The 21999-nt window shown below is 56.1% G+C and carries 21 protein-coding genes; 20 read left to right on the top strand and 1 reads right to left on the bottom strand.

Features of this window, described 5'->3' with window-relative positions:
* Nucleotides 1-124: 124 nt before the first annotated feature.
* From gpr to GZH47_RS06040, 19 genes are all read left to right on the top strand, one after another.
* Entirely contained in the window at nucleotides 125-1138 is a 1014-nt protein-coding gene (gene gpr, locus GZH47_RS06130; RefSeq protein WP_162639191.1) for a GPR endopeptidase, read from the top strand.
* A gap of 244 nt (nucleotides 1139-1382) precedes the next feature.
* Complete coding sequence (gene spoIIP / locus GZH47_RS06125; protein ID WP_162639190.1) at nucleotides 1383-2699, top strand: stage II sporulation protein P; 1317 nt, start codon at nucleotides 1383-1385, stop codon at nucleotides 2697-2699.
* Between the two features lie 41 nt (nucleotides 2700-2740).
* The gene (locus GZH47_RS06120) at nucleotides 2741-3214 is read left to right on the top strand and encodes a hypothetical protein (protein ID WP_162639189.1); all 474 of its coding nucleotides are present in this window, start codon (nucleotides 2741-2743) and stop codon (nucleotides 3212-3214) included.
* Nucleotides 3215-3279: 65 nt separating this feature from the next.
* The gene (gene lepA, locus GZH47_RS06115) at nucleotides 3280-5097 is read left to right on the top strand and encodes a translation elongation factor 4 (protein WP_162639188.1); all 1818 of its coding nucleotides are present in this window, start codon (nucleotides 3280-3282) and stop codon (nucleotides 5095-5097) included.
* Between the two features lie 264 nt (nucleotides 5098-5361).
* Nucleotides 5362-6516 carry a radical SAM family heme chaperone HemW gene (gene hemW, locus GZH47_RS06110; protein WP_162639187.1) on the top strand — a complete coding sequence of 385 codons (1155 nt, stop codon included), beginning with the start codon at nucleotides 5362-5364 and terminating at the stop codon, nucleotides 6514-6516.
* A 98-nt stretch (nucleotides 6517-6614) separates the two neighbouring features.
* Nucleotides 6615-7091, top strand: a complete 477-nt coding sequence (locus GZH47_RS06105; protein WP_162639186.1) for an N-acetyltransferase — start codon at nucleotides 6615-6617, stop codon at nucleotides 7089-7091.
* 213 nt (nucleotides 7092-7304) lie between these two features.
* Nucleotides 7305-8417 (top strand): DNRLRE domain-containing protein, encoded by a 1113-nt coding sequence (locus GZH47_RS06100; protein WP_162639185.1) that lies wholly within the window; start codon nucleotides 7305-7307, stop codon nucleotides 8415-8417.
* Nucleotides 8374-8529, top strand: coding sequence for a hypothetical protein (locus GZH47_RS06095; protein ID WP_162639184.1), 156 nt, complete (start codon nucleotides 8374-8376; stop codon nucleotides 8527-8529). The genes GZH47_RS06100 and GZH47_RS06095 overlap by 44 nt, the downstream gene beginning before the upstream one ends.
* 224 nt (nucleotides 8530-8753) lie before the next feature.
* Entirely contained in the window at nucleotides 8754-9779 is a 1026-nt protein-coding gene (gene hrcA / locus GZH47_RS06090; RefSeq protein ID WP_162639183.1) for a heat-inducible transcriptional repressor HrcA, read from the top strand.
* A gap of 42 nt (nucleotides 9780-9821) precedes the next feature.
* Entirely contained in the window at nucleotides 9822-10394 is a 573-nt protein-coding gene (gene grpE, locus GZH47_RS06085) for a nucleotide exchange factor GrpE (protein WP_263866921.1), read from the top strand.
* A gap of 53 nt (nucleotides 10395-10447) precedes the next feature.
* On the top strand, nucleotides 10448-12286 hold the full coding sequence (gene dnaK / locus GZH47_RS06080) for a molecular chaperone DnaK (RefSeq protein WP_162639182.1): 1839 nt from the start codon (nucleotides 10448-10450) through the stop codon (nucleotides 12284-12286).
* Between the two features lie 150 nt (nucleotides 12287-12436).
* Nucleotides 12437-13579, top strand: a complete 1143-nt coding sequence (gene dnaJ / locus GZH47_RS06075; protein WP_162639181.1) for a molecular chaperone DnaJ — start codon at nucleotides 12437-12439, stop codon at nucleotides 13577-13579.
* Nucleotides 13580-13722: 143 nt separating this feature from the next.
* Nucleotides 13723-13899 (top strand): YfhD family protein, encoded by a 177-nt coding sequence (locus GZH47_RS06070; protein WP_318653412.1) that lies wholly within the window; start codon nucleotides 13723-13725, stop codon nucleotides 13897-13899.
* A 9-nt stretch (nucleotides 13900-13908) separates the two neighbouring features.
* Complete coding sequence (locus GZH47_RS06065; RefSeq protein ID WP_162639179.1) at nucleotides 13909-14100, top strand: hypothetical protein; 192 nt, start codon at nucleotides 13909-13911, stop codon at nucleotides 14098-14100.
* A 559-nt stretch (nucleotides 14101-14659) separates the two neighbouring features.
* Entirely contained in the window at nucleotides 14660-15643 is a 984-nt protein-coding gene (gene prmA, locus GZH47_RS06060; protein ID WP_162639178.1) for a 50S ribosomal protein L11 methyltransferase, read from the top strand.
* Between the two features lie 109 nt (nucleotides 15644-15752).
* Nucleotides 15753-16466, top strand: coding sequence for a site-2 protease family protein (locus GZH47_RS06055; protein WP_404823762.1), 714 nt, complete (start codon nucleotides 15753-15755; stop codon nucleotides 16464-16466).
* 135 nt (nucleotides 16467-16601) lie between these two features.
* The gene (locus GZH47_RS06050) at nucleotides 16602-17372 is read left to right on the top strand and encodes an RsmE family RNA methyltransferase (RefSeq protein WP_162639177.1); all 771 of its coding nucleotides are present in this window, start codon (nucleotides 16602-16604) and stop codon (nucleotides 17370-17372) included.
* 4 nt (nucleotides 17373-17376) lie between these two features.
* Nucleotides 17377-18786 carry a tRNA (N(6)-L-threonylcarbamoyladenosine(37)-C(2))-methylthiotransferase MtaB gene (gene mtaB / locus GZH47_RS06045; protein ID WP_162639176.1) on the top strand — a complete coding sequence of 470 codons (1410 nt, stop codon included), beginning with the start codon at nucleotides 17377-17379 and terminating at the stop codon, nucleotides 18784-18786.
* Between the two features lie 109 nt (nucleotides 18787-18895).
* Nucleotides 18896-19333: an NUDIX hydrolase gene (locus GZH47_RS06040; protein ID WP_162639175.1), complete on the top strand. Its 438-nt coding sequence runs from the start codon at nucleotides 18896-18898 to the stop codon at nucleotides 19331-19333.
* A 44-nt stretch (nucleotides 19334-19377) separates the two neighbouring features.
* On the opposite strand, the gene GZH47_RS06035 is transcribed toward GZH47_RS06040, so the two are convergent.
* Nucleotides 19378-20364, bottom strand: a complete 987-nt coding sequence (locus GZH47_RS06035; RefSeq protein ID WP_162639174.1) for a Na/Pi cotransporter family protein — start codon at nucleotides 20362-20364, stop codon at nucleotides 19378-19380.
* A gap of 113 nt (nucleotides 20365-20477) precedes the next feature.
* On the opposite strand from GZH47_RS06035, the gene GZH47_RS06030 reads away from it, so the two are divergent.
* Nucleotides 20478-21902 (top strand): class I SAM-dependent rRNA methyltransferase, encoded by a 1425-nt coding sequence (locus tag GZH47_RS06030; protein ID WP_162639173.1) that lies wholly within the window; start codon nucleotides 20478-20480, stop codon nucleotides 21900-21902.
* The last annotated feature ends 97 nt before the right edge of the window (nucleotides 21903-21999 follow it).

Below are 21999 nucleotides of genomic sequence, written 5' to 3'. Positions count from 1 at the left end.
GCAAGGACAAATTGCAATAGCTCTTCAAGCTTCAATTCCGCGCAAACCGCGCCTTTACCGCATAATTCAAGTCCGGCTTCCGCAAACTAACGTCATTCGACGATGGAAGGAGCGCCCTTATTATATGAGTGACCTTGATTTGCAGGAATTTAACGTGGGCATTGACTTGGCGCTGGAAGCGAAAGAACTGGCGGAATCCGCGGGAAACGGGCCGATCCCCGGCGTTATGTCCGAGGTATCGGAAGATGACGGCATCAAGATTACCCGTCTGGATGTGACGACCGAAGAAGGGTCGCGCATCATGGGGAAAATGATTGGCCATTATGTGACTTTCGAGGTGCCCGAGCTGCGCAAACAGGATACGGGCCTGCAAGACCGCGTCGCCACGAAGCTGGCGCAGGAATTCGCCGACTTCCTGGACCGGATCGGAATCGGCAAAACCGCCAACGTCTTGATCGTCGGCCTCGGCAACTGGAACGTGACGCCGGATGCGCTTGGGCCGATCGTCGTGGAGAACGCGCTGGTGACGCGGCATTTCTTCGAGCTGATGCCCAACGAAGTGGCACCGGGCTACCGGAACGTGAGCGCGGTTGCGCCGGGCGTACTGGGCATTACCGGCATCGAATCGAGCGATATCGTGCAAGGCATCGTCGACAGGTCGAAGCCCGATCTCATCATCGCCATCGACGCGCTCGCATCGAAAGCGCTGGAGCGGGTCAATACGACGATCCAAATAGCCGATACCGGCATACATCCCGGATCGGGCATCGGCAATAAACGGCGCGGGCTGACCCAAGAGATCCTTGGCGTGCCCGTCGTTGCGATCGGCGTCCCGACGGTGCTCTACGCGTCCACGATCGTGAGCAACAGCATCGATCTGCTGCGGGAGCATCTGAAGAAACACGCGGGAAATTCCAGCCAGTCGGATGGCTTCATGGGCCTGCTGGATTCCATCGACGAGAACGAACGTCTGCAGCTCGTCCGCGAGGCGCTAGGGCCGTTAGGCCATGACCTGCTCGTGACGCCGAAGGAAATCGATCAATTTATCGAAGATATCGCGAATATCGTCGCTAGCGGATTGAACGCCGCGCTTCACGAAGCGGTCGATAAGAGCAATGTAGCCGCCTATACGCACTGACCGGCATTATTGACGGTCTTCGAAAGCCCCCGGTCTATGGCCGGAGGGCTTTTTCGGCGTGCTGGTAGAGCGAGTGATAATCTATGAATCTAGTATCCCTGCCTCTCATTCCGGCTGCTTGCCGGCAATCAATCTATCGGTCTACTAAACTTTCGGTTCTAGCAAACAGCTCGTCTTCATAAGATGGAATCAGGCCTGGTTCAGGCAAACCATTCCACAGATCGAACTGGGAGGAGCAACGCGAATGAAACGAATCATAATGACGCTCAATCTTGGCAAAAGCAGCCTGCGGCTCAGGCAGCTGCTCGTTGCCGGACGCACTTTCGCCCTGTTGTCATTAGGATCGATGGTCCTTGTCCTTGTCGTCGGAATCGGCGTGATCGTGCAGCAGCAAGCCTCGACTTCGCCGGTGTCATCCATGAAAGGCTTTGCGGCAGCGGTCGGAGACGGTTTATTCGCGGATATGCTCGCCATGGAGATGCCCGGGACGGCCAAATCGGACGCGAAGTCTTCGATCTCCGGCCACCGGATCGGCAGTTTTCTCGTTCGTTTGCTGACAGATATTAATCCGGATGATCCCAAGAGCCTGCTGGCCAGCCAGTACCCCGGCTTGGAAGGGGACAAAACAACGCTGCTGCGGGGCGGAACGGGCACGGACGCTTCCGTCGAACCCGAGGATGACGAATCCATCCCGGATCATGCCGGCGAAGACGGGGATGCGCCAGACGGCATGTCCGACAGCGACCGGCCCGACCACGACCCGGGCGATACCGGAACGGCCGATGGCGGAGAGGACGTTACGACGCCAAGCGATGCAACGCCTGACGATTCGTCAGTCGACGCGCCTGGCAACGACGGCGGCGGCACCGACAAGCCCGTACCGGCCGATCCGGCGAATCCGACAACGGGCGGACGAAAGGTCGTCTTTATCTATCATTCTCACCCCCGCGAATCCTGGTACCCGGAGCTTGCCAGCAAGAAAATACCGGAATCGTCGACCAAGAACATTACGCTGCTCGGCAAACGTCTTGCCAGCCAATTAAGCAAGTCGGGCATCGGAGCGCTCGATTCCGCGACGGATTACCCGACGGCGATTAAAAACTACAATTGGAACCTATCCTATAAATATTCCAAGCAATCCGTGTTATCGGCGCTCAATAGCAACAAGGATTTAACTTATCTCTTCGATATTCATCGCGATTCGAAGCGCCGCAAGGACACGACGGTGACGATAAACGGCCAAGATTACGCCAAAGTGTTCCTGATTATCGGACATGCGAATCCCTATTGGGAGAAGAACGAAGCGTTCGCCAGCGCCATCAACGATCAGCTCGACAGCAAGTATCCGGGTTTATCGCATGGCATATGGGCGAAGACGACGGCCAGCGGGAACGGCGAATATAATCAGTCGCTCTCGCCGGACAGCGTACTGATCGAGGTCGGCGGCGTCGACAATACGCTGGCGGAATCCTACCGAACGATCGACGTGCTTGCGAAGGTGATTTCGAATCTCTACTGGAAAGACGAGAAAGTATCGGCCCCGCAAACGGAAACGAAATAATTCTGGATAAGGCTTGAACAGAACAAGAGGGGGAATAGAACATGCGCAGTCATACACTGAAAACGGCATTCGTCGGGGGAGCGGTCGCTTTAATCGTCCTGTTCGGCATCGATATCGCATCAAGCGGCATTGAACGGATTTATGGTCCGGTAGACGGCAGCGCAGCCGCCGCGCAGCAACAATCGGCAGCTGCAGGCGGCAGCTTGACGATGCAGCAAGATACGGAGGCGAATGCATCCGTCAGCAGACCCGAACAGCTCCCCGAGAACGAAGTTTCGCCGCTGCGGCAGCTAACGGTCGCGGATGCGCAGCATGGACGCACGGAGGATGAAATTCGACGGGAGTATGAGCTGAAACTGCAGGAGGAGCTTGCGAAGCGGCTTCCGGGACTGCCGAATATGGAAAGCCAATCGACGGTGAACGAGGTCGCGGACGGTACGGCAGGCGTGCTCCAATCCATATCGGCGAAAGGGATCCGGATGGTCGTCTCATTTTTTGAGAAGGTAACGGATTGATGGCCCTTGACCAAACTGGTATAATAAAATGATGATTAGCATTTAGGTACCGTTGGGGGTAAAGCATGGCGGACGTACGCGAAAGACAAACACGAATTAGAAACTTCTCCATCATTGCCCATATCGATCATGGGAAATCGACGCTGGCCGACCGGATTCTCGAATTTACCGGCGCGCTGTCGTCCCGCGAAATGCAGGAGCAAGTGCTTGACCAAATGGATTTGGAACGCGAGCGCGGCATTACCATAAAGCTGCAGGCCGTTCGTCTCGGTTATAAGGCCGACAACGGCGAGGAATATATTCTCAATCTGATCGATACGCCTGGACACGTCGACTTTACATACGAGGTTTCTCGTAGTCTCGCGGCTTGCGAAGGCGCGCTTCTCGTCGTCGACGCGGCGCAGGGCATCGAGGCGCAAACGCTTGCGAACGTCTATCTGGCGCTCGACAACAATCTCGAAATCATTCCGGTATTGAATAAAATCGATCTGCCGAGCGCGGAGCCGGAACGCGTCAAGCAAGAAATCGAAGACGTTATCGGCCTCGACGCCAGCGACGCGGTGCACGCCTCCGCCAAAGCCGGGATCGGCATCAAGGAAATTTTGGAACAGGTCGTGACGAAGGTTCCGGCGCCGACAGGCAATCCGGACGAGCCGCTCAAAGCGCTTATTTTCGATTCGCACTATGATCCGTACAAGGGCGTTATCGTCTACGTGCGCGTCATCGACGGCCATATCAGGGCGGGCAAGAAAATCCGTTTCATGGCTACGGGTGCGGAGTTCGAGGTTATCGAGGTCGGAGCGTTCATGCCGCGCATGGGCATCGTCGACGAGCTTTCCGTCGGGGACGTAGGTTTCGTCGTAGCCGGCATCAAGAACGTCAAGGATACGCGCGTCGGGGATACGATCACCGATGCGAAGAAGCCTGCGCTTGAAGCGCTGCCGGGTTACCGGAAGATCAACCCGATGGTATTCTGCGGTTTGTATCCGATCGAAACGCAGGATTACAACGATCTGCGCGATGCCTTGGAGAAGCTGGAGCTGAACGATGCGTCGCTGCGGTATGAAGCGGAATCTTCCACGGCGCTCGGCTTCGGCTATCGCTGCGGCTTCTTGGGCCTGCTGCACATGGAGATCATTCAAGAGCGGATCGAGCGCGAATTCAACATTCCGCTGATCACGACCGCGCCGAGCGTTATCTACCACGTAACGCTGACGAACGGCGAAGTGCTTCAGATCGACAATCCGTCCAACTATCCGGACGTCAGCAAGATCGAATATGTCGAAGAACCTTTCGTCAAAGCGGCCATCATCGTGCCGAACGATTACGTCGGCGCCATCATGGAGCTGTGCCAGAACAAACGCGGCGAGTTCGTGAACATGGAATATCTGGACACGAACCGCGTTACGATTACGTACGACATGCCGCTTTCGGAGATCGTATACGATTTCTTCGATCAGCTGAAGTCGAGCACCAAGGGCTACGCTTCCTTCGACTACGAGCTGTCGGGCTACCGTCAATCGAAGCTGGTCAAGATGGACATCATGCTCAACAACGAGCAGGTCGACGCCTTGTCCGTCATCGTCCACCGCGACCGCGCTTATCACCGCGGCAAGATCATTTGCGAGAAGCTGAAAGAACTGATTCCGCGCCAAATGTTCGAGGTGCCTGTACAGGCTTCCATCGGCCATAAAGTTATTGCGCGCGAAACGGTTAAAGCGATGCGCAAGAACGTCCTTGCCAAGTGTTACGGCGGCGACATCAGCCGTAAACGGAAGCTGCTGGACAAGCAGAAGGAAGGCAAGAAGCGCATGAAGCAGGTCGGCAGCGTCGAGGTGCCGCAGGAAGCGTTCATGGCAGTATTGAAAATCGACGAGGATTAAGATGCGTTGGAGGGCTGGCCTGCGGCCGGTAAGGGATTACGCTCGCTGTTGTACCCGGATTTCATGAACAATTTTCAAAGGTTGAATTCGGTTACAAAGGCGACCACTTCGTTGCTTCATCTCCTTACCGGCCTCCGGCCCACCTCAACGCAGCCTTTTTAAGGGAGCAAATACGCTTCCTTTTTTTATTTAAGGACGCATGAAAATAAAAACAATTTGTTTCGTATGGAGGCAAATTGACAGCAAGACCTTGGAGGAATGCATATGCTTACCCACGCGCCGAGGGCGCTTTATATTCATATCCCTTTCTGTACGAACAAGTGCCACTATTGCGATTTCACTTCTTACGTGCTGCGCGGGCAGCCCGTGGATGCGTATTTGGACGCGCTGGAGCAGGAGATGGTCCTGACCGCGGAGGCATTGCCGCCCGAAGAGATTCGGACCGTATTCGTTGGCGGCGGGACGCCGACGGTGCTTACGCCGCCGCAGATGGAACGGTTTCTGACTTCCGTGAAGCGGCATTTTCCGATCCATCCGGATGCGGAGTTCACGATGGAAGCGAACCCGGGCACGACGGATTTGGAGAAGCTGCAGGCGATGCGCGCCGGCGGCGTCAACCGGATCAGCTTCGGCGTGCAGTCGTTCGATAACGGCTTGCTGGAACGAATCGGGCGGATTCATAACGTGGATGACGTCTACCGCAGCATCGAGAACGCGCGAATGGCCGGGTTCCATAATCTGTCCATCGATTTGATGTTCGGTTTGCCGGGTCAGCGCGTAGAGCAGCTGTCGGACAGCGTGGCGAAGGCGCTTGCGCTGGATCTGCCCCACTACTCCCTCTACGGCCTGAAGGTCGAGGAGAATACGCTGTTCCATGCCTTGTACGAGCGCAATGAATTGCCGCTGCCTCCGGAGGAGGACGAGCTTGCGATGTACATGCTCCTGATCGATAGACTGACGGGGGCTGGCTACAACCATTATGAGATCAGCAACTTCGCCAAGCCGGGCTTCGAAAGCCGCCACAATATCACGTATTGGCGCAATGAGCCCTATTACGGATTGGGTGCCGGAGCGCATGGTTACGCCCGCGGAGAGCGGCATGTGAATATCAAAGGCATTCAGCCGTATTTGGACGCCGCGTCCGCGCGTCTGCCGCGTCTGGAAACGAACGCCGTTTCCGACGAGGAGGCGATGGAGGACTTCATGATGGTCGGCCTTCGTCTGCTGCAAGGGGTGCGCAATGACGATTTCACGGCGCAGTTTCCGGGCCGGACGATCGAAAGCCATTTCGGCGAACCGCTGGAAAAGCTCTTGAAACAAGGGCTGATCGAAGCCGTAGCGGGCAATGGCGGCGGTTATCGTTTGTCGCAGCAAGGCATCCCGCTAGGCAACGAAGTATTCGGCGCTTTTATAAGCTGAAAACCCGGTCGTTTTCCTGACAAATTGTTCTTGTGTAGAAATGCACCGTATTGTATATTTATACGTATTGATTTATTAAAAAAGGTGGATTGCCAAGGATGGAGGCGCAAGCGATGGAAGCGGTATGCAGAAGAGCGACCGAGAACGATATCGAGACATTGGCGGATTTAATTGCCGGTTACGCTGAGAAAGGAATCATGCTGCCGCGATCACGCGAAACGCTGAAGCGCCAGATCGACACGTTCGTCGTCGCGGAAGTGGGAGAAGACGTCGTGGGCTGCGGCTCATTGACCCGGCTCGGCTCCGATTTGGTGGAAATCCGCTCGCTCGGCATTTCGGAAGGCTATAAAGGGCTCGGCATCGGCAGCAAGCTGGTGGACCAGTTGATTATCGAAGCGAAAGAACAGCATATACCGAAGATTATGGCATTGACCTACGAAGTGCATTTCTTCGAGAAGAACGGTTTTACCGTCGTAAACAAAGAGATTTTTCCCGAGAAGGTTTGGACGGATTGCGTGAACTGCCCGAAACAGCATGCCTGCGACGAAATCGCGGTTCTGAGAATGCTGAACTAAATGAGAAAGCCGCTCGATCGTCAGGAATCTTATTCCTGCGACCGAGCGGCTTTTTTTCGTTAGGCCGCCTGTGGCCGGTACGGATGCCGAGTTGGATAGTATTATCAATTAGGCGGATTGCAGAGGAAGCAGGCGCGGACTTAAGCTACCATTTTGTAGAAATAACTTAAGCAGTCGAGCAGCCGACAGGCATGAGCAGGCAATGGCCCGACAATGGGGGCGAACGCGGGCTATTATACGTCGGGTCAAATGCCGTCGTACTACATCAGGGACGGCGGAGCGGGAACGACGACAAACGCCTTGATTTATTTTGATTTGGCAGGACAGATCCCGGCAGGCGCAACGATCGATTCGGCGACGTTATCGCTATACAATACGGGCAATAATGCGTATATCGGGGGAACGGTCGATTTGTTCCGAATTACGGATGCAAACAACAAGGGCATGTGGGTCGAGGGCAACACCTCCACGGCCTTCGACAAGACAGGCGCAGGCTGGCTGAGACGCGCGGGCACGGGAGACACGGTAACGACCGGCTGGACGAATACGTCGGGCAGCACCATCATGGATTCCGTTAACGGAACGGCTTCCGGCAATATGACGTTCGCAACGAGCGCAGGCTGGACCTCGTCGACAGATATCAAATCCGATATTCAGGCATGGGCGAACGGCTCGGCGGTGAATCAAGCCTGGTATATGCGCGTGCGCAGCGGTACTTCCATCAACATCCAGGAAGTCGCAAGCAACCAATACGCAACGGCGGCCAATAGACCGAAGCTGACGATTTCTTACACGACCGGAACGGGTTCGAGGCCGGCCGGACCGACAGGCTACACCTTTTGCGCGAACGAAAATCAAACCTGCAGTTTCAACGGCAGCGCGAGCGTAGCGTATGGCGCGAACGGCGCCTTCAACTATTTGACGCTTACGGCGGGCACGCCTTGCACCAACGCCGTGTTCGGCGATCCGTTAGTGGGAACCGCGAAGGCTTGTTATTATCAGACGACGACAACGCCGCCTCCGCTTTCATCCGTATACTTGAGCGCCATTCAAACGTACGGGAATTTCGAGACGGCAGGCGTCGATATCAAATTCAAATCGCTGCTATCGTCGGAGACCGCGAAAATGTTCTATAAGAAAACGACCGACAGCACGTACAAAGAAGGTCAACCGTTCACGAAATACGACGGCAATCACATGGCGCGCCTATACATCGCTTGCCGCCTTCAGAACGGCGACGGGTCAGGAAGCGCATGGCGTATGGGGAGACCCTCTCCTGAACTTGAGCGCGCTTGCCGGTTATCCGAGCTATGCCTCGCTCTATAACATGCATCTTAATTCGGCAAGTTCTCCCGCGATCGATGCAGGGGCCGTCATTCCGGGCGTTACGAACAGCTACAACGGAAGCGCGCCGGATATCGGAGCCTACGAGCGTTAGCGGATGGCCGGCTGAGCATGTAACCATGCTGCCGGCTGCCGGGCTTGCAACGAAATAGGCGCACGAAAATGCCGAACCGACTTGACAATCGCTAAGTTGGTTTGGTATTTTTGTAGTAATGATTAGCACTCAACGTTATCGAGTGCTAACGAAGATGAGAACGACTGTACGGAGTCGCCCGATGGTGACCGATCTTCCGAAATTGCGAATCTGGAGGGACTGCGATGTTAACCGAGCGGCAGCGAATGATTTTGAATGTCATCATAGACGATTATATCCGTTCTGCGGAACCGATCGGTTCACGCAGCATTTCGAAGCGCAGCGACGTCAGCTTCAGTCCGGCAACGATCCGCAACGAGATGGCTGATCTGGAGGAGCTTGGCTTCCTGGAGCAGCCCCATACTTCGGCAGGCCGCATCCCTTCGATCAAAGGCTACCGTTATTACGTCGATCATCTCGTCAGGCTTGGCGAAGTCAAAGAGGAAGAAAAGCAGCTGGTCCGTTCCTTCGTTACGGAGAAAATGAATCAGATGGAGCAAATTATCCAGCATGCCGCTATGATTCTGTCGAACATGACGAATTACACGAGCATTCTGCTCGGACCGGAGACGTTCACGACGTCGCTGAAGCATTTTCAGCTGGTACCGCTGACGCAAGACACGGCCGTGGCGATCATCGTCACCAATACCGGCCATGTCGAGAACCGGACCATCTCCCTCCCGGAAGACATGAACATGGAGGAGATGCAGCAGGCCGTTAACATTTTGAATGCCAAACTCGTTGACGTTCCGCTTGTCCGCCTGAAATCGAAATTGTATTCCGAAGTCGGCCAAGAGCTTGGCCGCTACGCAGATCAGTTTGAACGGCTGCTCGGTATTCTGGATCAAACGCTGGCGAGCGAGAACGATCAGCGCGTCTTCATGAGCGGCACGACGAACATGCTCACGCAGCCGGAATTCAAGGATGTCGACAAAGTGAAGACGCTTCTTGATCTGCTGGATGAAACGCCCACGATCATGCAGATGTTCAACGCGCTTCCAAGCGGCATTCAAGTCCGCATTGGAACAGAAAATACGCATGAAGCTATCAATAACTGCAGCCTCATTACGGCAACCTATTCCGTAGAGGGCAAGTCGCTGGGCACGATCGGCATTCTTGGACCTACAAGAATGGACTATGGAAGAGTAATCAGTCTGCTCGACATTCTATCCAAGAACATGGCTGTATTGCTGGGCCGCTGGTACAAGTGATGTGCAGTGAATTATTTATAGGAGGTGTCGATTCGCGTGTCTGTGAATGAACAACATACAGATGAAGAACATAAGCAAGAAATGGACCAGGCGTCGAACGAAGAACAGGAAAACGTAAACGAACAATCCGCGTTTGAAGGCGAAGCGTCTGAAGGCACGGAAGAAGACGGCAGAATCGCCGAGCTGACGCGTCAAGCGGACGAGAACCAACAACGATACTTGCGCGTGCAAGCCGATTTCGATAATTTCCGCCGCCGTACGATGAAAGAACGCGAAGAGCTAGCGCAATACGCGTCCATGAAACTGATCGGGCAGCTGCTGCCCGTCGTCGACAACTTCGGCCGCGCCGTTGAAGCCGCGAAAGCGGGCGGCGACGTCGAATCGTTCTCCAAAGGCGTGGACATGATCTTCCGCCAATTGGAAGGCGTGCTGGATGCGGAAGGCTTGAAACCGATGGAAGCCGTCGGCCAGCCGTTCAATCCTGATTTCCACCAAGCGATCATGACGGTGGAATCCGACGAATACGAAGAAGGCATTGTCGTCGAAGAAGTGCAAAAAGGCTTCATGCTGAAGGATAAAGTGCTGCGTCCCGCGATGGTGAAAGTCAGCGGTTAACGTTCAGCTGTCTATAATTTATTATTTTCCTAAACTAAGGAGGATTTCTACTTATGAGTAAAGTAATCGGTATCGACCTTGGAACAACGAACTCTTGCGTAGCGGTTATGGAGGGCGGCGAAGCCGTCGTTATTCCGAATCCGGAAGGCAACCGCACGACCCCGTCCGTCGTGGGCTTCAAGAAAGACGGCGAGCGCATCGTCGGCGAATCCGCTAAGCGTCAAGCAATCACGAACCCTGACCGCACGATCATGTCGATCAAGCGCCACATGGGCACGAACCACAAAGAAGTCATCGACGGCAAAGACTTCTCGGCACAAGAAATTTCCGCTATCATCCTGCAAAAGCTGAAATCCGATGCGGAAGCGTACCTGGGCCAAACCGTTACGCAGGCCGTTATCACGGTTCCTGCTTACTTCAACGACAGCCAGCGTCAAGCGACGAAAGATGCCGGCAAAATAGCAGGCCTGGAAGTGCTGCGTATCGTCAACGAGCCTACGGCTGCCGCCCTGGCATACGGCCTCGAGAAATCCGAAGACCAAACGATCCTCGTCTATGACCTTGGCGGCGGTACGTTCGACGTATCCATCCTCGAGCTGGGCGACGGCTTCTTCGAAGTAAAAGCAACGAGCGGCGACAACCGTCTCGGCGGCGACGACTTCGACCAAGTGATCATCGACTACCTCGTGTCCGAGTTCAAGAAAGAACAAGGCGTAGACCTTTCCAAAGACAAAGCAGCCGTTCAACGTTTGAAAGATGCTGCCGAGAAAGCGAAGAAAGAACTGTCCGGCGTCTTGACGTCGACGATTTCCCTGCCGTTCATTACGATGGTAGACGGCGTTCCCCAGCATTTGGAGCTCAGCCTGTCCCGCGCTAAATTCGAAGAGCTGTCCGCGGGTCTCGTAGAACGCACGCTCGGCCCGACTCGCCAAGCGCTCAGCGATTCCGGCATTTCGCCAAGCGAAATCGATAAAGTCGTCCTGGTCGGCGGTTCGACGCGTATTCCTGCCGTACAGGAAGCCGTTAAGAAACTGATCGGCAAAGAGCCGCACAAAGGCGTTAACCCGGATGAAGTCGTTGCGCTCGGCGCAGCGGTTCAAGCAGGCGTACTGACCGGCGACGTGAAAGACGTTGTATTGCTCGACGTAACGCCGCTGTCCCTCGGTATCGAAACAGCAGGCGGCGTGTTCACGAAGATGATCGATCGCAATACGACGATCCCGACGAGCAAATCGCAAGTGTACTCGACGTACGCGGACAATCAGCCGAGCGTTGAAATCCACGTCCTGCAAGGCGAGCGTCAAATGGCTGCCGGCAACAAAACGCTGGGCCGCTTCACGCTGGGCGACATTCCGCTGGCACCGCGCGGCGTACCGCAAATCGAAGTTACGTTCGATATCGATGCGAACGGTATCGTTAACGTATCGGCGCTGGATAAAGGCACGGGCAAGAGCCAAAAAATTACGATTACATCTTCTGGCGGCTTGTCGGATGAAGAAATCGATCGTATGATGAAAGATGCCGAGTTGAACGCGGAAGAAGACCGCAAGCGCCGCGAGCTGGTCGAAGCGAAGAACAGCGCGGATCAACTGGTGTATTCCGTCGACAAAACGATCAAAGATCTTGGCGACAAAGTAGACGCCGGCGAAATCGCGAAAGCGAACGATGCGAAAGAAAAAGTAACCGCAGCGCTCGCAACCGACGACGTGGAGCAAATCAATACGGCGGCGCAAGAGCTGACGGAAATCATCCAACAGCTTTCCGTGAAGCTGTATGAGCAGGCGCAAGCTGCTGGCGGCGCCGATGGTGCCGGTCCGGAAGCAGGCGGCCCGCAAGGCGGCAAAGACAATGTAGTCGATGCCGACTACGAAGTCGTCGACGACAAGAAGTAAGCTGCAACTATAAGCATGTACAAGTAATTGGTTGGTTTTGCGTAAACGGTGCGCCGTCCTTGAAAATTTGGACGGCGCAGCCGTTTTTCGTCTGTCTGCAGTATAGTCGGAGAGAGAAACCAGCGTAACTAGGAGACGGGGTGACGGATTTTGGCTAATAAGCGGGATTATTACGATGTGCTCGGCGTTGGGAAAAGCGCAGACGAGGACGAAATCAAGAAGGCGTACCGAAAGCTGGCTCGCCAATACCATCCGGACGTTAACAAGGAAGCGGATGCGGAAACGAAATTCAAAGAAGTCAAGGAAGCATACGACGTTCTTAGCGACGGCGGCAAGCGCGCAACCTATGACCAATACGGCCATGTCGACCCGAACCAAGGCTTCGGAGGCGGAGGAGGCGCGGACTTTAACGGCGGCTTCGGCGATATCTTCGATATGTTCTTCGGCGGAGGAGGCGGACGACGCGATCCGAACGCACCGCAGCGCGGCAACGATCTGCAGTACACGATGACCATCGAGTTCAAGGAAGCCGTATTCGGCAAAGAAACCGAAATCACGATTCCGCGCACCGAAAATTGCGACACTTGCTCCGGCTCGGGCGCCAAGCCCGGCACGAAACCGGAAACTTGCGGCGTCTGCCGCGGTACGGGACAGCAGGAAGTCGTTCAAAATACGCCGTTTGGCCGCATGGTCAATCGCCGCGCGTGCTCGAATTGCGGCGGCGCCGGCAAAGTCATCAAAGAGAAATGCACGACCTGCCATGGCGCGGGCAAAGTGAAGAAGAACCGCAAAATCAACGTGAAAATTCCGGCGGGCGTCGACGAAGGCGCGCAAATCCGCTTGTCCGGCGAGGGCGAGAGCGGTACGCGCGGCGGTCCGTCCGGCGACTTGTATATCGTGATCCGCGTCAAGCCGCATGATTTCTTCGAGCGGGAGAATGACGACATCTACTGCGAGGTGCCGCTGACGTTCGCGCAGGCAGCGCTTGGCGACGAGATCGAGATTCCGACGCTGAACGAGAAAGTGAAGCTCAAGATTCCGGCAGGCACGCAAACAGGCACGTTCTTCCGCCTCAAAGGCAAAGGGGTTCCGCGTCTGCGCGGCTACGGCCAAGGCGACCAGCACGTGAAAGTAACGGTCGTTACGCCAACCAACCTGAACGACGAACAGAAGGATTTGCTTCGTCAATTGGCGGGCGGAGCCAGCGGCGCTGGCGGCACGGGTGACGTGCAGCAGCAGGAGCATCATGAGACGATTTTCGAGAAAATGAAAAAAGCATTCCGCGGCGACTAGCCGAAAAAAAGCCCCTGAATCAGGGGCTTTTTGTCTATGGTCGTCCGGTCACGCATCCACGTATCGACAGGCATAAGATCGCATCCGTTGGCCGATGCTAATCTTCGTGTTTATTTCATCTCAGAACATGAAGGAGAATGACCATGAGCGAGAACCTGAAGAAGCAAAACTTTGCGAATCTGCCGATCGGCAAGAACGAGGACGTGGAATTCGCGGAGGAGCAGGCAGACGAAGCGGACCGCATCGCGATGAAGCGCGCGGAGGAAGCGGACGCAAGGGCGCAGGCGAATGCATCACAGCAAGCGCAGCGTCTGCTGTAGGACGCTCCAGTGACGACGATCCATGCGACATTCCAGGATGAGAATCGGGCACGGGAGGCGCAGCGCAAGCTGCAGTTCCTGCGCATCGAGCAAATTGACGAAGGTACCGACGGCGCATCGCTGACGGCTGACGTCGGCGACGAGCTGGTGGAGCGGGCGCTGCATGTCATCAGGCAAACCGGCGGAGCGGCGGAGATATAAAGCAGGTGAAAGCTGCGAAGCAGGCCAAGCATGTAAGTAAGCAGGTAAAGCCTTGCAGGATAGGAAGCCGGATTGTTCGGCCCGAGCTAAACTCGGCCGGATCATCCGGCTTTTTTCGTTGTGCGGATTTACGAATTATTCAATTCGCCCTATGTCCTTCGGAAATAAGTACGTTTCCCGTTCGATCACTGTGAACGGCGCGCTCGATCCTGACCATTAGACAGGCGTACTGTACGATCCGGTCACGAAGACGCTGAAATTCGTTCCGACGGTATTCGAGGCGCAGGGCGGGCAGCACGACAGTCGCGATGCTGCGCAACGGCAGCAGCGTCTATGGGAGCGGTTGCTCGTGAAAGCCCGCTTTATCAACGAATAAGATAATCTAGCAGGAAGAAGCCTGAGATAGCGTTAGCTGCGAACGGCTCGTTCCCGATTGGGAGCGAGTTGTTTGCGTTGATGGAGGCCGATTTTGTGCAGATTCCGCTTCTAGTGTAGAATAGACGTCATAGGTTTACGCAATGCAAACTGACGAACATTGAATATCAGGGGGACATAGAACGTGAAATGGCATGAAATTACGATTATGACGACTGAAGAAGCGATCGAAATGATTTCGAACTTCCTGCATGAATTGGACGCGGACGGCGTATCCATCGAGGAATCGGGCAATCTTAACAAACCGCGCGACACGTCGCTCGGCCAATGGTACGAGCATCCGCTGAACGATATTCCGGAGGGAGAAGCCGTGATCAAAGGGTATTTCTCCGAACTGGATACGGATCTCGACGCGCTCCTGGCAGGGCTTCCGGCTAGAATCGACGAGCTTCGCGAATTCGATATCGACCCGGGCGATTATACGATTACGACGGCGCTCGTTGACGAAGAAGACTGGGCGAACGCGTGGAAGCAGTACTTCAAGCCGATCCGCGTTTCGCAACGGCTGACGATCAAGCCGACCTGGGAGGAATACTCGCCGTCCCCGGAAGAACGCATCATCGAACTGGATCCCGGCATGGCGTTCGGAACGGGAACGCATCCGACGACCGCGCTTTGCCTGCGCACCTTGGAGTCGGTCATTAAGGGCGGCGAGGAAGTCATCGACGTCGGCACGGGCTCGGGTATCCTGGCCATCGGCGCTATGCTGCTCGGCGCACGCAGCGTGCTTGCGCTCGATCTGGATCCGATCGCGGTTACTTCGGCTAAGGAAAACAGCCGGTTGAACAATCTGCAAGACGATATCCAAGTGCATCTGAGCGATTTGCTGGGCGTGCTGGGCAATCAAGAAGGCGGCGAGGACGCCGTACCGCTGAACGTCACGGTTCCGGTGGATCTCGTCGTGGCGAACATCCTGGCGGAAATTATTCTGCTGTTCATCGACGATGTATACGCAGCGTTGAAGCCGGGCGGAACGTACATCGCTTCCGGTATCTTCAAGAACAAAGAGGATGCGGTGGAAGCTGGTCTCGAAGCGGCTGGCTTTACGATCGTGGACCGTCAGCGCGACCAGGATTGGATCGCGTTCGTGGCGAAGAAGCCGGAGTAAACGCGGCATGAATGCGCGAATCAGAAGACCGGCAGACGCAAAGCTGGTTTTCTGCGCGTGAAGCGGAGGTTTGCATTCGCATTCGCACCAATCATTGGGAGGCTTAAGGGTGAACATTTTATGGTACCCGCTCGACGATTTGCCGTTTATTTTTCTCGTGTTGATGATCGCCTTTACCGTGCATGAATTCGCCCATGCTTTCAGCGCTTACAAATTCGGCGACCGCACCGCCTACGATGCGGGCAGAGTCACGCTGAATCCGCGAGCGCATTTGGACGTGCTGGGAACCATTCTATTGCTGATCGCCGGCTTTGGCTGGGCGAAGCCCGTTCCGGTCAACCGGGGACGATTCAAGTATCCCCGCTTGATGGGGATCGTCGTTTCCGCGGTCGGCCCGCTCAGCAATCTGCTTATTGCGGTCATAGGCATCATTGCGGTTTATATCGTGAACGAAACGGGTTATATCGCATCGGCTTCGCATGGCGTTCAGCAGGCAATCGGCCATTTTTCCTATTATTTGATTACGATTAACATGCTGCTGTTTCTGTTCAATTTGATTCCGGTTCCGCCGCTTGACGGATACCGCATTATTCAAGACCTCGTGCCTTTGAAAGTCAGGCATCAGATGGACCAAATGGCGCATTGGGGAATCTTCATATTCTTGTTAATCGTCTTTATTCCGGCATTGAGAAGCGAGACGCTGGATCCGCTGTTCGCGTTCTGGGTCGATATTTTCTTGTTCGTTTGCCGGAGATGCGAGCTGATCTTCGATCCGGTCAACTGGCCGGCGCTATGGACGGACTTTTTTCAACGATCGTTATAACCCTTGACGCCGCGCTGGAAAATGTTAATGACGGCTGGCGAAGCAGGGCCAAAACGTGTATGATGTAGGTTGGAGTTTTTACGCGGCACGCTGCTTAAGGGCGGACTGCGATTTGACGGGAAAGGTTCAACTAGCATGCAGCGATATTTTGTAACGCCGGAGCAAATTGACGGAAGCCGCATCGTGCTCGCCGGAGACGATGCTCATCATATAACGCGCGTCATGCGCATGGAGGAAGACGACGTCATCATCATCAGCGATGGCGTTTCCCGCGTGGCGGAAGCGACGATCAAGTCGCTCTCCCCCGGCAAAGTGGAAGCGGAAGCCGAAGCTTGGCTGCCCATCGGCGGCGAACCGGTCTGGTCGGTAACGATCGCCCAAAGCTTGCCGAAGGGCGACAAGATGGAACTGGTCATCCAGAAGGGAACCGAGATCGGAGCGGCGGCATTCGTGCCGTTCGAATCCCAGCGGATGATCGTGCAGTACGACGGGAAGAAAGAGGCCAAGCGGCTGGAACGCTGGGGCAAAATCGCCAAGGAAGCCGCCGAGCAGGCGCATCGGAGCCGGATTCCGGCCATCGATGCCGTCGCGACTTGGAAAGAGCTGATTGCGCGGATTCCATCGTTCGATTTGGCGTTGTTTTGCTACGAGAAGGAAGGCGGAGGGCATGGCTTGCGAGAAGCCGTAGCCGCGTGCCGGCAAGACAACTCATGGGGCGGCGAGGAGCGGAACATTCTGCTCGTCGTCGGTCCCGAAGGCGGCTTCACCGAACGTGAAGCCGAAGAAGCAGAAGAGGCCGGCGCGGTTGTCGTCGGCCTGGGCAAGCGAATCTTACGCACGGAAACCGCTGCGATGGTTGGACTCGCCTGCCTCATGTATGAATCCGGAGAAATGGGAGGCGTTTAACGACATGCCGTCGGTTGCTTTTTACACATTAGGTTGCAAGGTGAACTTCTACGATACGGAAGCGGTCTGGCAGCTGTTCAAGAACGAAGGCTACGAACAGGTTGACTTCGAGACGACGACTGCGGACGTTTATTTGATCAACACATGTACGGTGACGAATACGGGGGACAAGAAGAGCAGGCAGATCATCCGCCGCGCCATTCGCCGCAACCCCGATGCCATTATTGCGGTAACCGGCTGCTACGCGCAGACGTCGCCGGCCGAAATTCTAGCGATCGAAGGCGTCGATCTCGTCATCGGAACGCAGGACCGGGATAAATTAATGGGCTATATCGAAGGCCTGCAGAACGAGCGCAAGCCCGTGAACGCGGTGCGCAACATAATGAAAACGCGCGAATTCGAAGAGCTCGACGTTCCGGATTTCGCGGAGCGCACGCGCGCTTTCCTGAAGATTCAAGAAGGCTGCAACAACTTCTGCACGTTCTGCATCATTCCATGGTCGCGCGGACTGTCCCGCAGCCGCGATCCGCAGAGCGTATTGGATCAAGCTCGCCAGCTCGTGGCGGCAGGATACAAAGAAATCGTGCTGACAGGTATTCATACCGGCGGTTACGGTGACGATATGGAAAACTACCGTTTATCGGATCTGCTCTGGGATCTCGATGCCATCGAAGGCTTGGAGCGCATTCGGATCAGTTCCATCGAAGCGAGCCAAATCGACGATAAGATGATCGAGGTATTGAACCGCTCCAGCAAAATGTGCCGTCATCTGCATATTCCGCTGCAAGCAGGCGATAACGACGTCTTGAAGCGGATGCGCCGCAAGTATACGGTGGAGCAGTTCGCGGAGAAGATCCGCCTGCTGCACGAAGCGATGCCCGGCGTTGCCATTACGACGGACGTCATCGTCGGCTTCCCCGGCGAAACGGAAGAGATGTACAAGAACGGCTTCGACTTCATGGAGAAGCTCGGCTTTGCGGAAATGCACGTCTTCCCGTATTCCAAACGAACAGGTACGCCTGCCGCGCGGATGGAAGATCAAATCGACGACGAACTGAAGAACGAGCGCGTTCATCAATTAATCGATTTGTCCGAACGGATGCAATTGAAATACGCCGAGAAGTACGTGGGCGAAGTGCTGGACATTATTCCGGAGCGCGAGTACAAAGGCGCGCCGGGCGAAGGACGGATCATGGGCTATTCCGACAATTACATCCACGTGGTGTTCGAAGGTTCGGAGTCGCTGATCGGCCAGCTGTGCCGGGTCAAAATCACCCAAGCCGGCGTGAATGAATGTCATGGCCAGCTCGTACGCGTGCTGGATGAGCAGACAGCCGCCGCGCTGCGCCCGGAAAGTGCCTCCCGCGCGGAAGACGCCAAGCGCAAGCCGCTGCCGGCAGCGATGCAGGCGTAACGAAATATAGAATTGCTGCAAGGATTCCGATGCCGCCCGAACGAAGGCGGCGAGGAATCCTTGCTCTACATACTGAGCCAATCACGACTAGGCGGAGGGGAGAGGCAAGATGAAGGAAATTTCTGCAGGCGGCGTCGTTTTTCGCCGGGTAAACGGCGAACTGCAAATTCAGCTGATCCAAGACCGATACGGGAAAATATCGCTCCCTAAGGGGAAAATGGAGCCGGGCGAAACGGTGGAACAGACGGCGCTGCGCGAGATCGTGGAAGAGACCGGTATCCAAGGCGCGATCGTTTCCCCGATCGATCAGATCAAATATCGCTACAGCCACGAATCCAAAGGACTCGTGGACAAGGAAGTCCATTATTATTTGGTCGAAGCCGTCGGCGGCAAGCTTCAGGCGCAGGTGGAGGAAATCCGCGGCGTCGAATGGTTCGAGCCCGTGGAAGCCTGGAGACGGCAGAAGCAGTCCGGCTATAACAATAACGATCGGATATTGGGCGGCGCGCTGCGCTTGCTCGGGGTGAAAACCGCAGACGAGTCTTAAAGCGCGCTGCTGTTCGGCAATAAGACCGATAATGGATACCGACATTAGTCGGGTCTCAGCTTCCTCAGACGGGGATGATAACAGACCGGCAGCGCAAGCAGCGAACAGGCGACGTTGAACAGCGTCTGCGCATGGGCGATTTGCCCGGCCGGCGATGAGGTCAGCCAAGCGGCGGCCGTCCCAAGCTCCGAAGTGAAGGGGGCGAACAGGGCGGCGCCGCCGACGTTGAGCAGCACGTGCGACCAAGCGACGAAGCGGCCCGAACGCGTACCGCCGACTGCCGCAATGACTGCGGTGATGCAGGTGCCGACGTTCGCGCCAAGCACGATGGCGATGCCGACTTCGGGAGGCATGGCGCCGGTTTCCGCGAGCCCCATGACGATCCCGATCACGGCAGCGCTGCTATGAATGGCGGCGGTCAGCACGATGCCGGCAGCCAGCCCCCAGAAGACGCTGTCGTCGGCGCGGCTGAGATACGCATGGAAGAAACTCGTCGATTGTATGACCGGGGCGATAGACTGCATCATGCTGATGCCGACGAGCAGCAGGGAGAACCCCGCCGAAACGACGGATCCCGTGCGCAGCGGACCGAGCAGGCCGCCGCCGGGAGGCGGCCCTGAAGATCGGCTTCGGGCGAAGCCCATCTCGCCGAAGAGCGCCGTCAGCAGCCACAGTGCGCAGGAAATTCCGAGCAGCGGCAGGCCGAACCGGTTCAAGTTCAGTCCGATCAGCTCCGTCGTTAAGCAGGTGCCGATATTGGTGCCGAGCACGATGCCGAGCGTTCGCGGAAAAGTGAGCAGACCGGCGTTGACCATCCCGATCGACATGACCGTAACGGCTGTGCTGCTCTGCAGGACAGCCGTTGCTGCGGTTCCGACCGCCAAGCCACGAAGAGGCGTGGACGTGAATTTCTCCAGGATGCGGTGGAGGCTGCGGCCGACGGTTCGCTGCAGCGCGTGCTCCATCGTGCGCATGCCGGAGAGGAACAAGGCGAAGCCGCCGAGCAGCGGCAGGGCAATGGCGAATAACATATCGATTGCGTCTCCTTTGCATACAGGCATAGAGTTCTGCAAGTATCGATACATATGCGGAAGCAAGGACAGGCATGACAAGCATTTCAGCATGGAAAAGGGCGGAGATAAAGATGGAACGCGCAAAAGCGGTATTGAAGAAAGAACGCAAGAAAAGAACGGAATCCGGCCATCCCTGGATTTTTGCCGGCGAAATCGACCGGATCGAAGGCGAAGCGGCTCCCGGCGGCTTGGTTGACGTCGTCACCTATCAAGGCCGTTACTTGGCTACGGGGTACTGGAATCCAAACTCGCAGATTACGATTCGCGTCGTTGCCTACAAACCCGTGGAGGCCATGGACGAGGCATTCTTCGCCGAACGGCTGGAGCAGTGCAAGCAACACCGTTCCCGGTTCGTGAACGGACAGGATTGCCGTCTTGTCTACGGGGAAGCGGATTTTCTGCCGGGTCTCATCGTCGACCGATTCGGAGGCGTATTAGTCGTTCAACTGCTTACGATGGGCATGGAAGTTCACCGTGAAGCGCTCGTGGCGGCGCTGGTTTCGGTGTTCAAGCCAATAGGCATCTATGAGCGGAGCGACGTATCCGTGCGCGGTCTGGAAGGCTTGGAGGAGCGGACAGGCTTGCTGTACGGCGAATGCCCGCGCATCGTGGAAATCGTGGAAAACGGCCTGAAGCTGGAGGTCGACATCGTGGAAGGCCAGAAGACCGGTTATTTCTTCGATCAGCGCGAGAACCGCGCTTCGATCGCGCCTTTGATGACAGGCTGGGGAGCGCGCAGCGGCATTCGGCTCGTAGAACAGCCGAACGGCGACTCCGCCGCGGAAGCCGACGATACCGGCGCGATTGCCGAAATGAAGGAGCCGGAGCTCGTGCCGGTCAACTCGAACGGCAAAGTCGTGACGTTCCCTTATTGGGACGGAGCGACGGTGCTGGAATGCTTCGCGCATACGGGCAGCTTCACGCTTCATGCGTGCAAGTACGGCGCGAAGAAGGTGACATGTCTTGACGTATCGGCCCACGCCGTCGAGACGGCGCAGCGCAACGTCGCGCGCAACGGGTTCACGGACCGCGTCGAGTTCGTCGTCGCGGATGCCTTTGAATACTTGCGCACGCAGGTGAAAGGCATCGAGGAACGGATGGATCGCGGCAACGCGGCGAACGCCAAAGGAGCGAAGCTGGACACATCGAAGCCATTGAGCGGGGAAGCGGGACGGAAATGGGATGTCGTTATTCTGGATCCGCCGGCATTCACGAAATCGAAGCATGCGATCGAAGGCGCGGTGCGAGGCTATAAAGATATCAACCTGCACGGCATGAAGCTGGTGAACGAAGGCGGCTATCTCGTGACCGCCAGCTGTTCGTACCATATGCGTCCCGAGTTGTTCCTGGAGACGATCCAGGCGGCTGCGGCCGATGCCGGCAAGACGCTGCGTCTTATCGAGTGGCGTGCTGCCGGGAAGGACCATCCGCAAATTCTCGGCGTTAACGAAGGCCATTATTTGAAGTTCGGCATCTTCGAGGTGCGGAGCCGTTAATGGAAGAAGAGCCCTCCCGTCCGCGCCTTTCGGCTGCGAACGGGAGGGCTCTTTCGTTGGATTATCGTTTCGTCCGTTCCGGTTAGGACGGCTTATC

It is taken from the genome of Paenibacillus rhizovicinus (genome assembly GCF_010365285.1).
In the GTDB taxonomy this organism is placed as follows: Bacteria; Bacillota; Bacilli; order Paenibacillales; family Paenibacillaceae; genus Paenibacillus_Z; species Paenibacillus_Z rhizovicinus.
Note: the sequence above shows the minus strand (reverse complement) of the source record. Positions and strands in the feature narration are given on the sequence as shown.

Excerpts from the sequence above, each read along its gene's own strand:
- gpr (WP_162639191.1), top strand. The coding sequence starts at position 125 with ATGAGTGACCTTGATTTGCAGGAATTTAACGTGGGCATTGACTTGGCG.
- GZH47_RS06100 (WP_162639185.1), top strand. The coding sequence starts at position 7,305 with ATGGGGGCGAACGCGGGCTATTATACGTCGGGTCAAATGCCGTCGTAC.
- GZH47_RS06120 (WP_162639189.1), top strand. The coding sequence starts at position 2,741 with ATGCGCAGTCATACACTGAAAACGGCATTCGTCGGGGGAGCGGTCGCT.
- GZH47_RS06035 (WP_162639174.1), bottom strand. The coding sequence starts at position 20,364 with ATGTTATTCGCCATTGCCCTGCCGCTGCTCGGCGGCTTCGCCTTGTTC.
- GZH47_RS06030 (WP_162639173.1), top strand. The coding sequence starts at position 20,478 with ATGGAACGCGCAAAAGCGGTATTGAAGAAAGAACGCAAGAAAAGAACG.
- hrcA (WP_162639183.1), top strand. The coding sequence starts at position 8,754 with ATGTTAACCGAGCGGCAGCGAATGATTTTGAATGTCATCATAGACGAT.
- GZH47_RS06050 (WP_162639177.1), top strand. The coding sequence starts at position 16,602 with ATGCAGCGATATTTTGTAACGCCGGAGCAAATTGACGGAAGCCGCATC.
- mtaB (WP_162639176.1), top strand. The coding sequence starts at position 17,377 with ATGCCGTCGGTTGCTTTTTACACATTAGGTTGCAAGGTGAACTTCTAC.
- spoIIP (WP_162639190.1), top strand. The coding sequence starts at position 1,383 with ATGAAACGAATCATAATGACGCTCAATCTTGGCAAAAGCAGCCTGCGG.
- GZH47_RS06105 (WP_162639186.1), top strand. The coding sequence starts at position 6,615 with ATGGAGGCGCAAGCGATGGAAGCGGTATGCAGAAGAGCGACCGAGAAC.
- GZH47_RS06070 (WP_318653412.1), top strand. The coding sequence starts at position 13,723 with ATGAGCGAGAACCTGAAGAAGCAAAACTTTGCGAATCTGCCGATCGGC.
- lepA (WP_162639188.1), top strand. The coding sequence starts at position 3,280 with ATGGCGGACGTACGCGAAAGACAAACACGAATTAGAAACTTCTCCATC.
- hemW (WP_162639187.1), top strand. The coding sequence starts at position 5,362 with ATGCTTACCCACGCGCCGAGGGCGCTTTATATTCATATCCCTTTCTGT.
- GZH47_RS06040 (WP_162639175.1), top strand. The coding sequence starts at position 18,896 with ATGAAGGAAATTTCTGCAGGCGGCGTCGTTTTTCGCCGGGTAAACGGC.
- dnaK (WP_162639182.1), top strand. The coding sequence starts at position 10,448 with ATGAGTAAAGTAATCGGTATCGACCTTGGAACAACGAACTCTTGCGTA.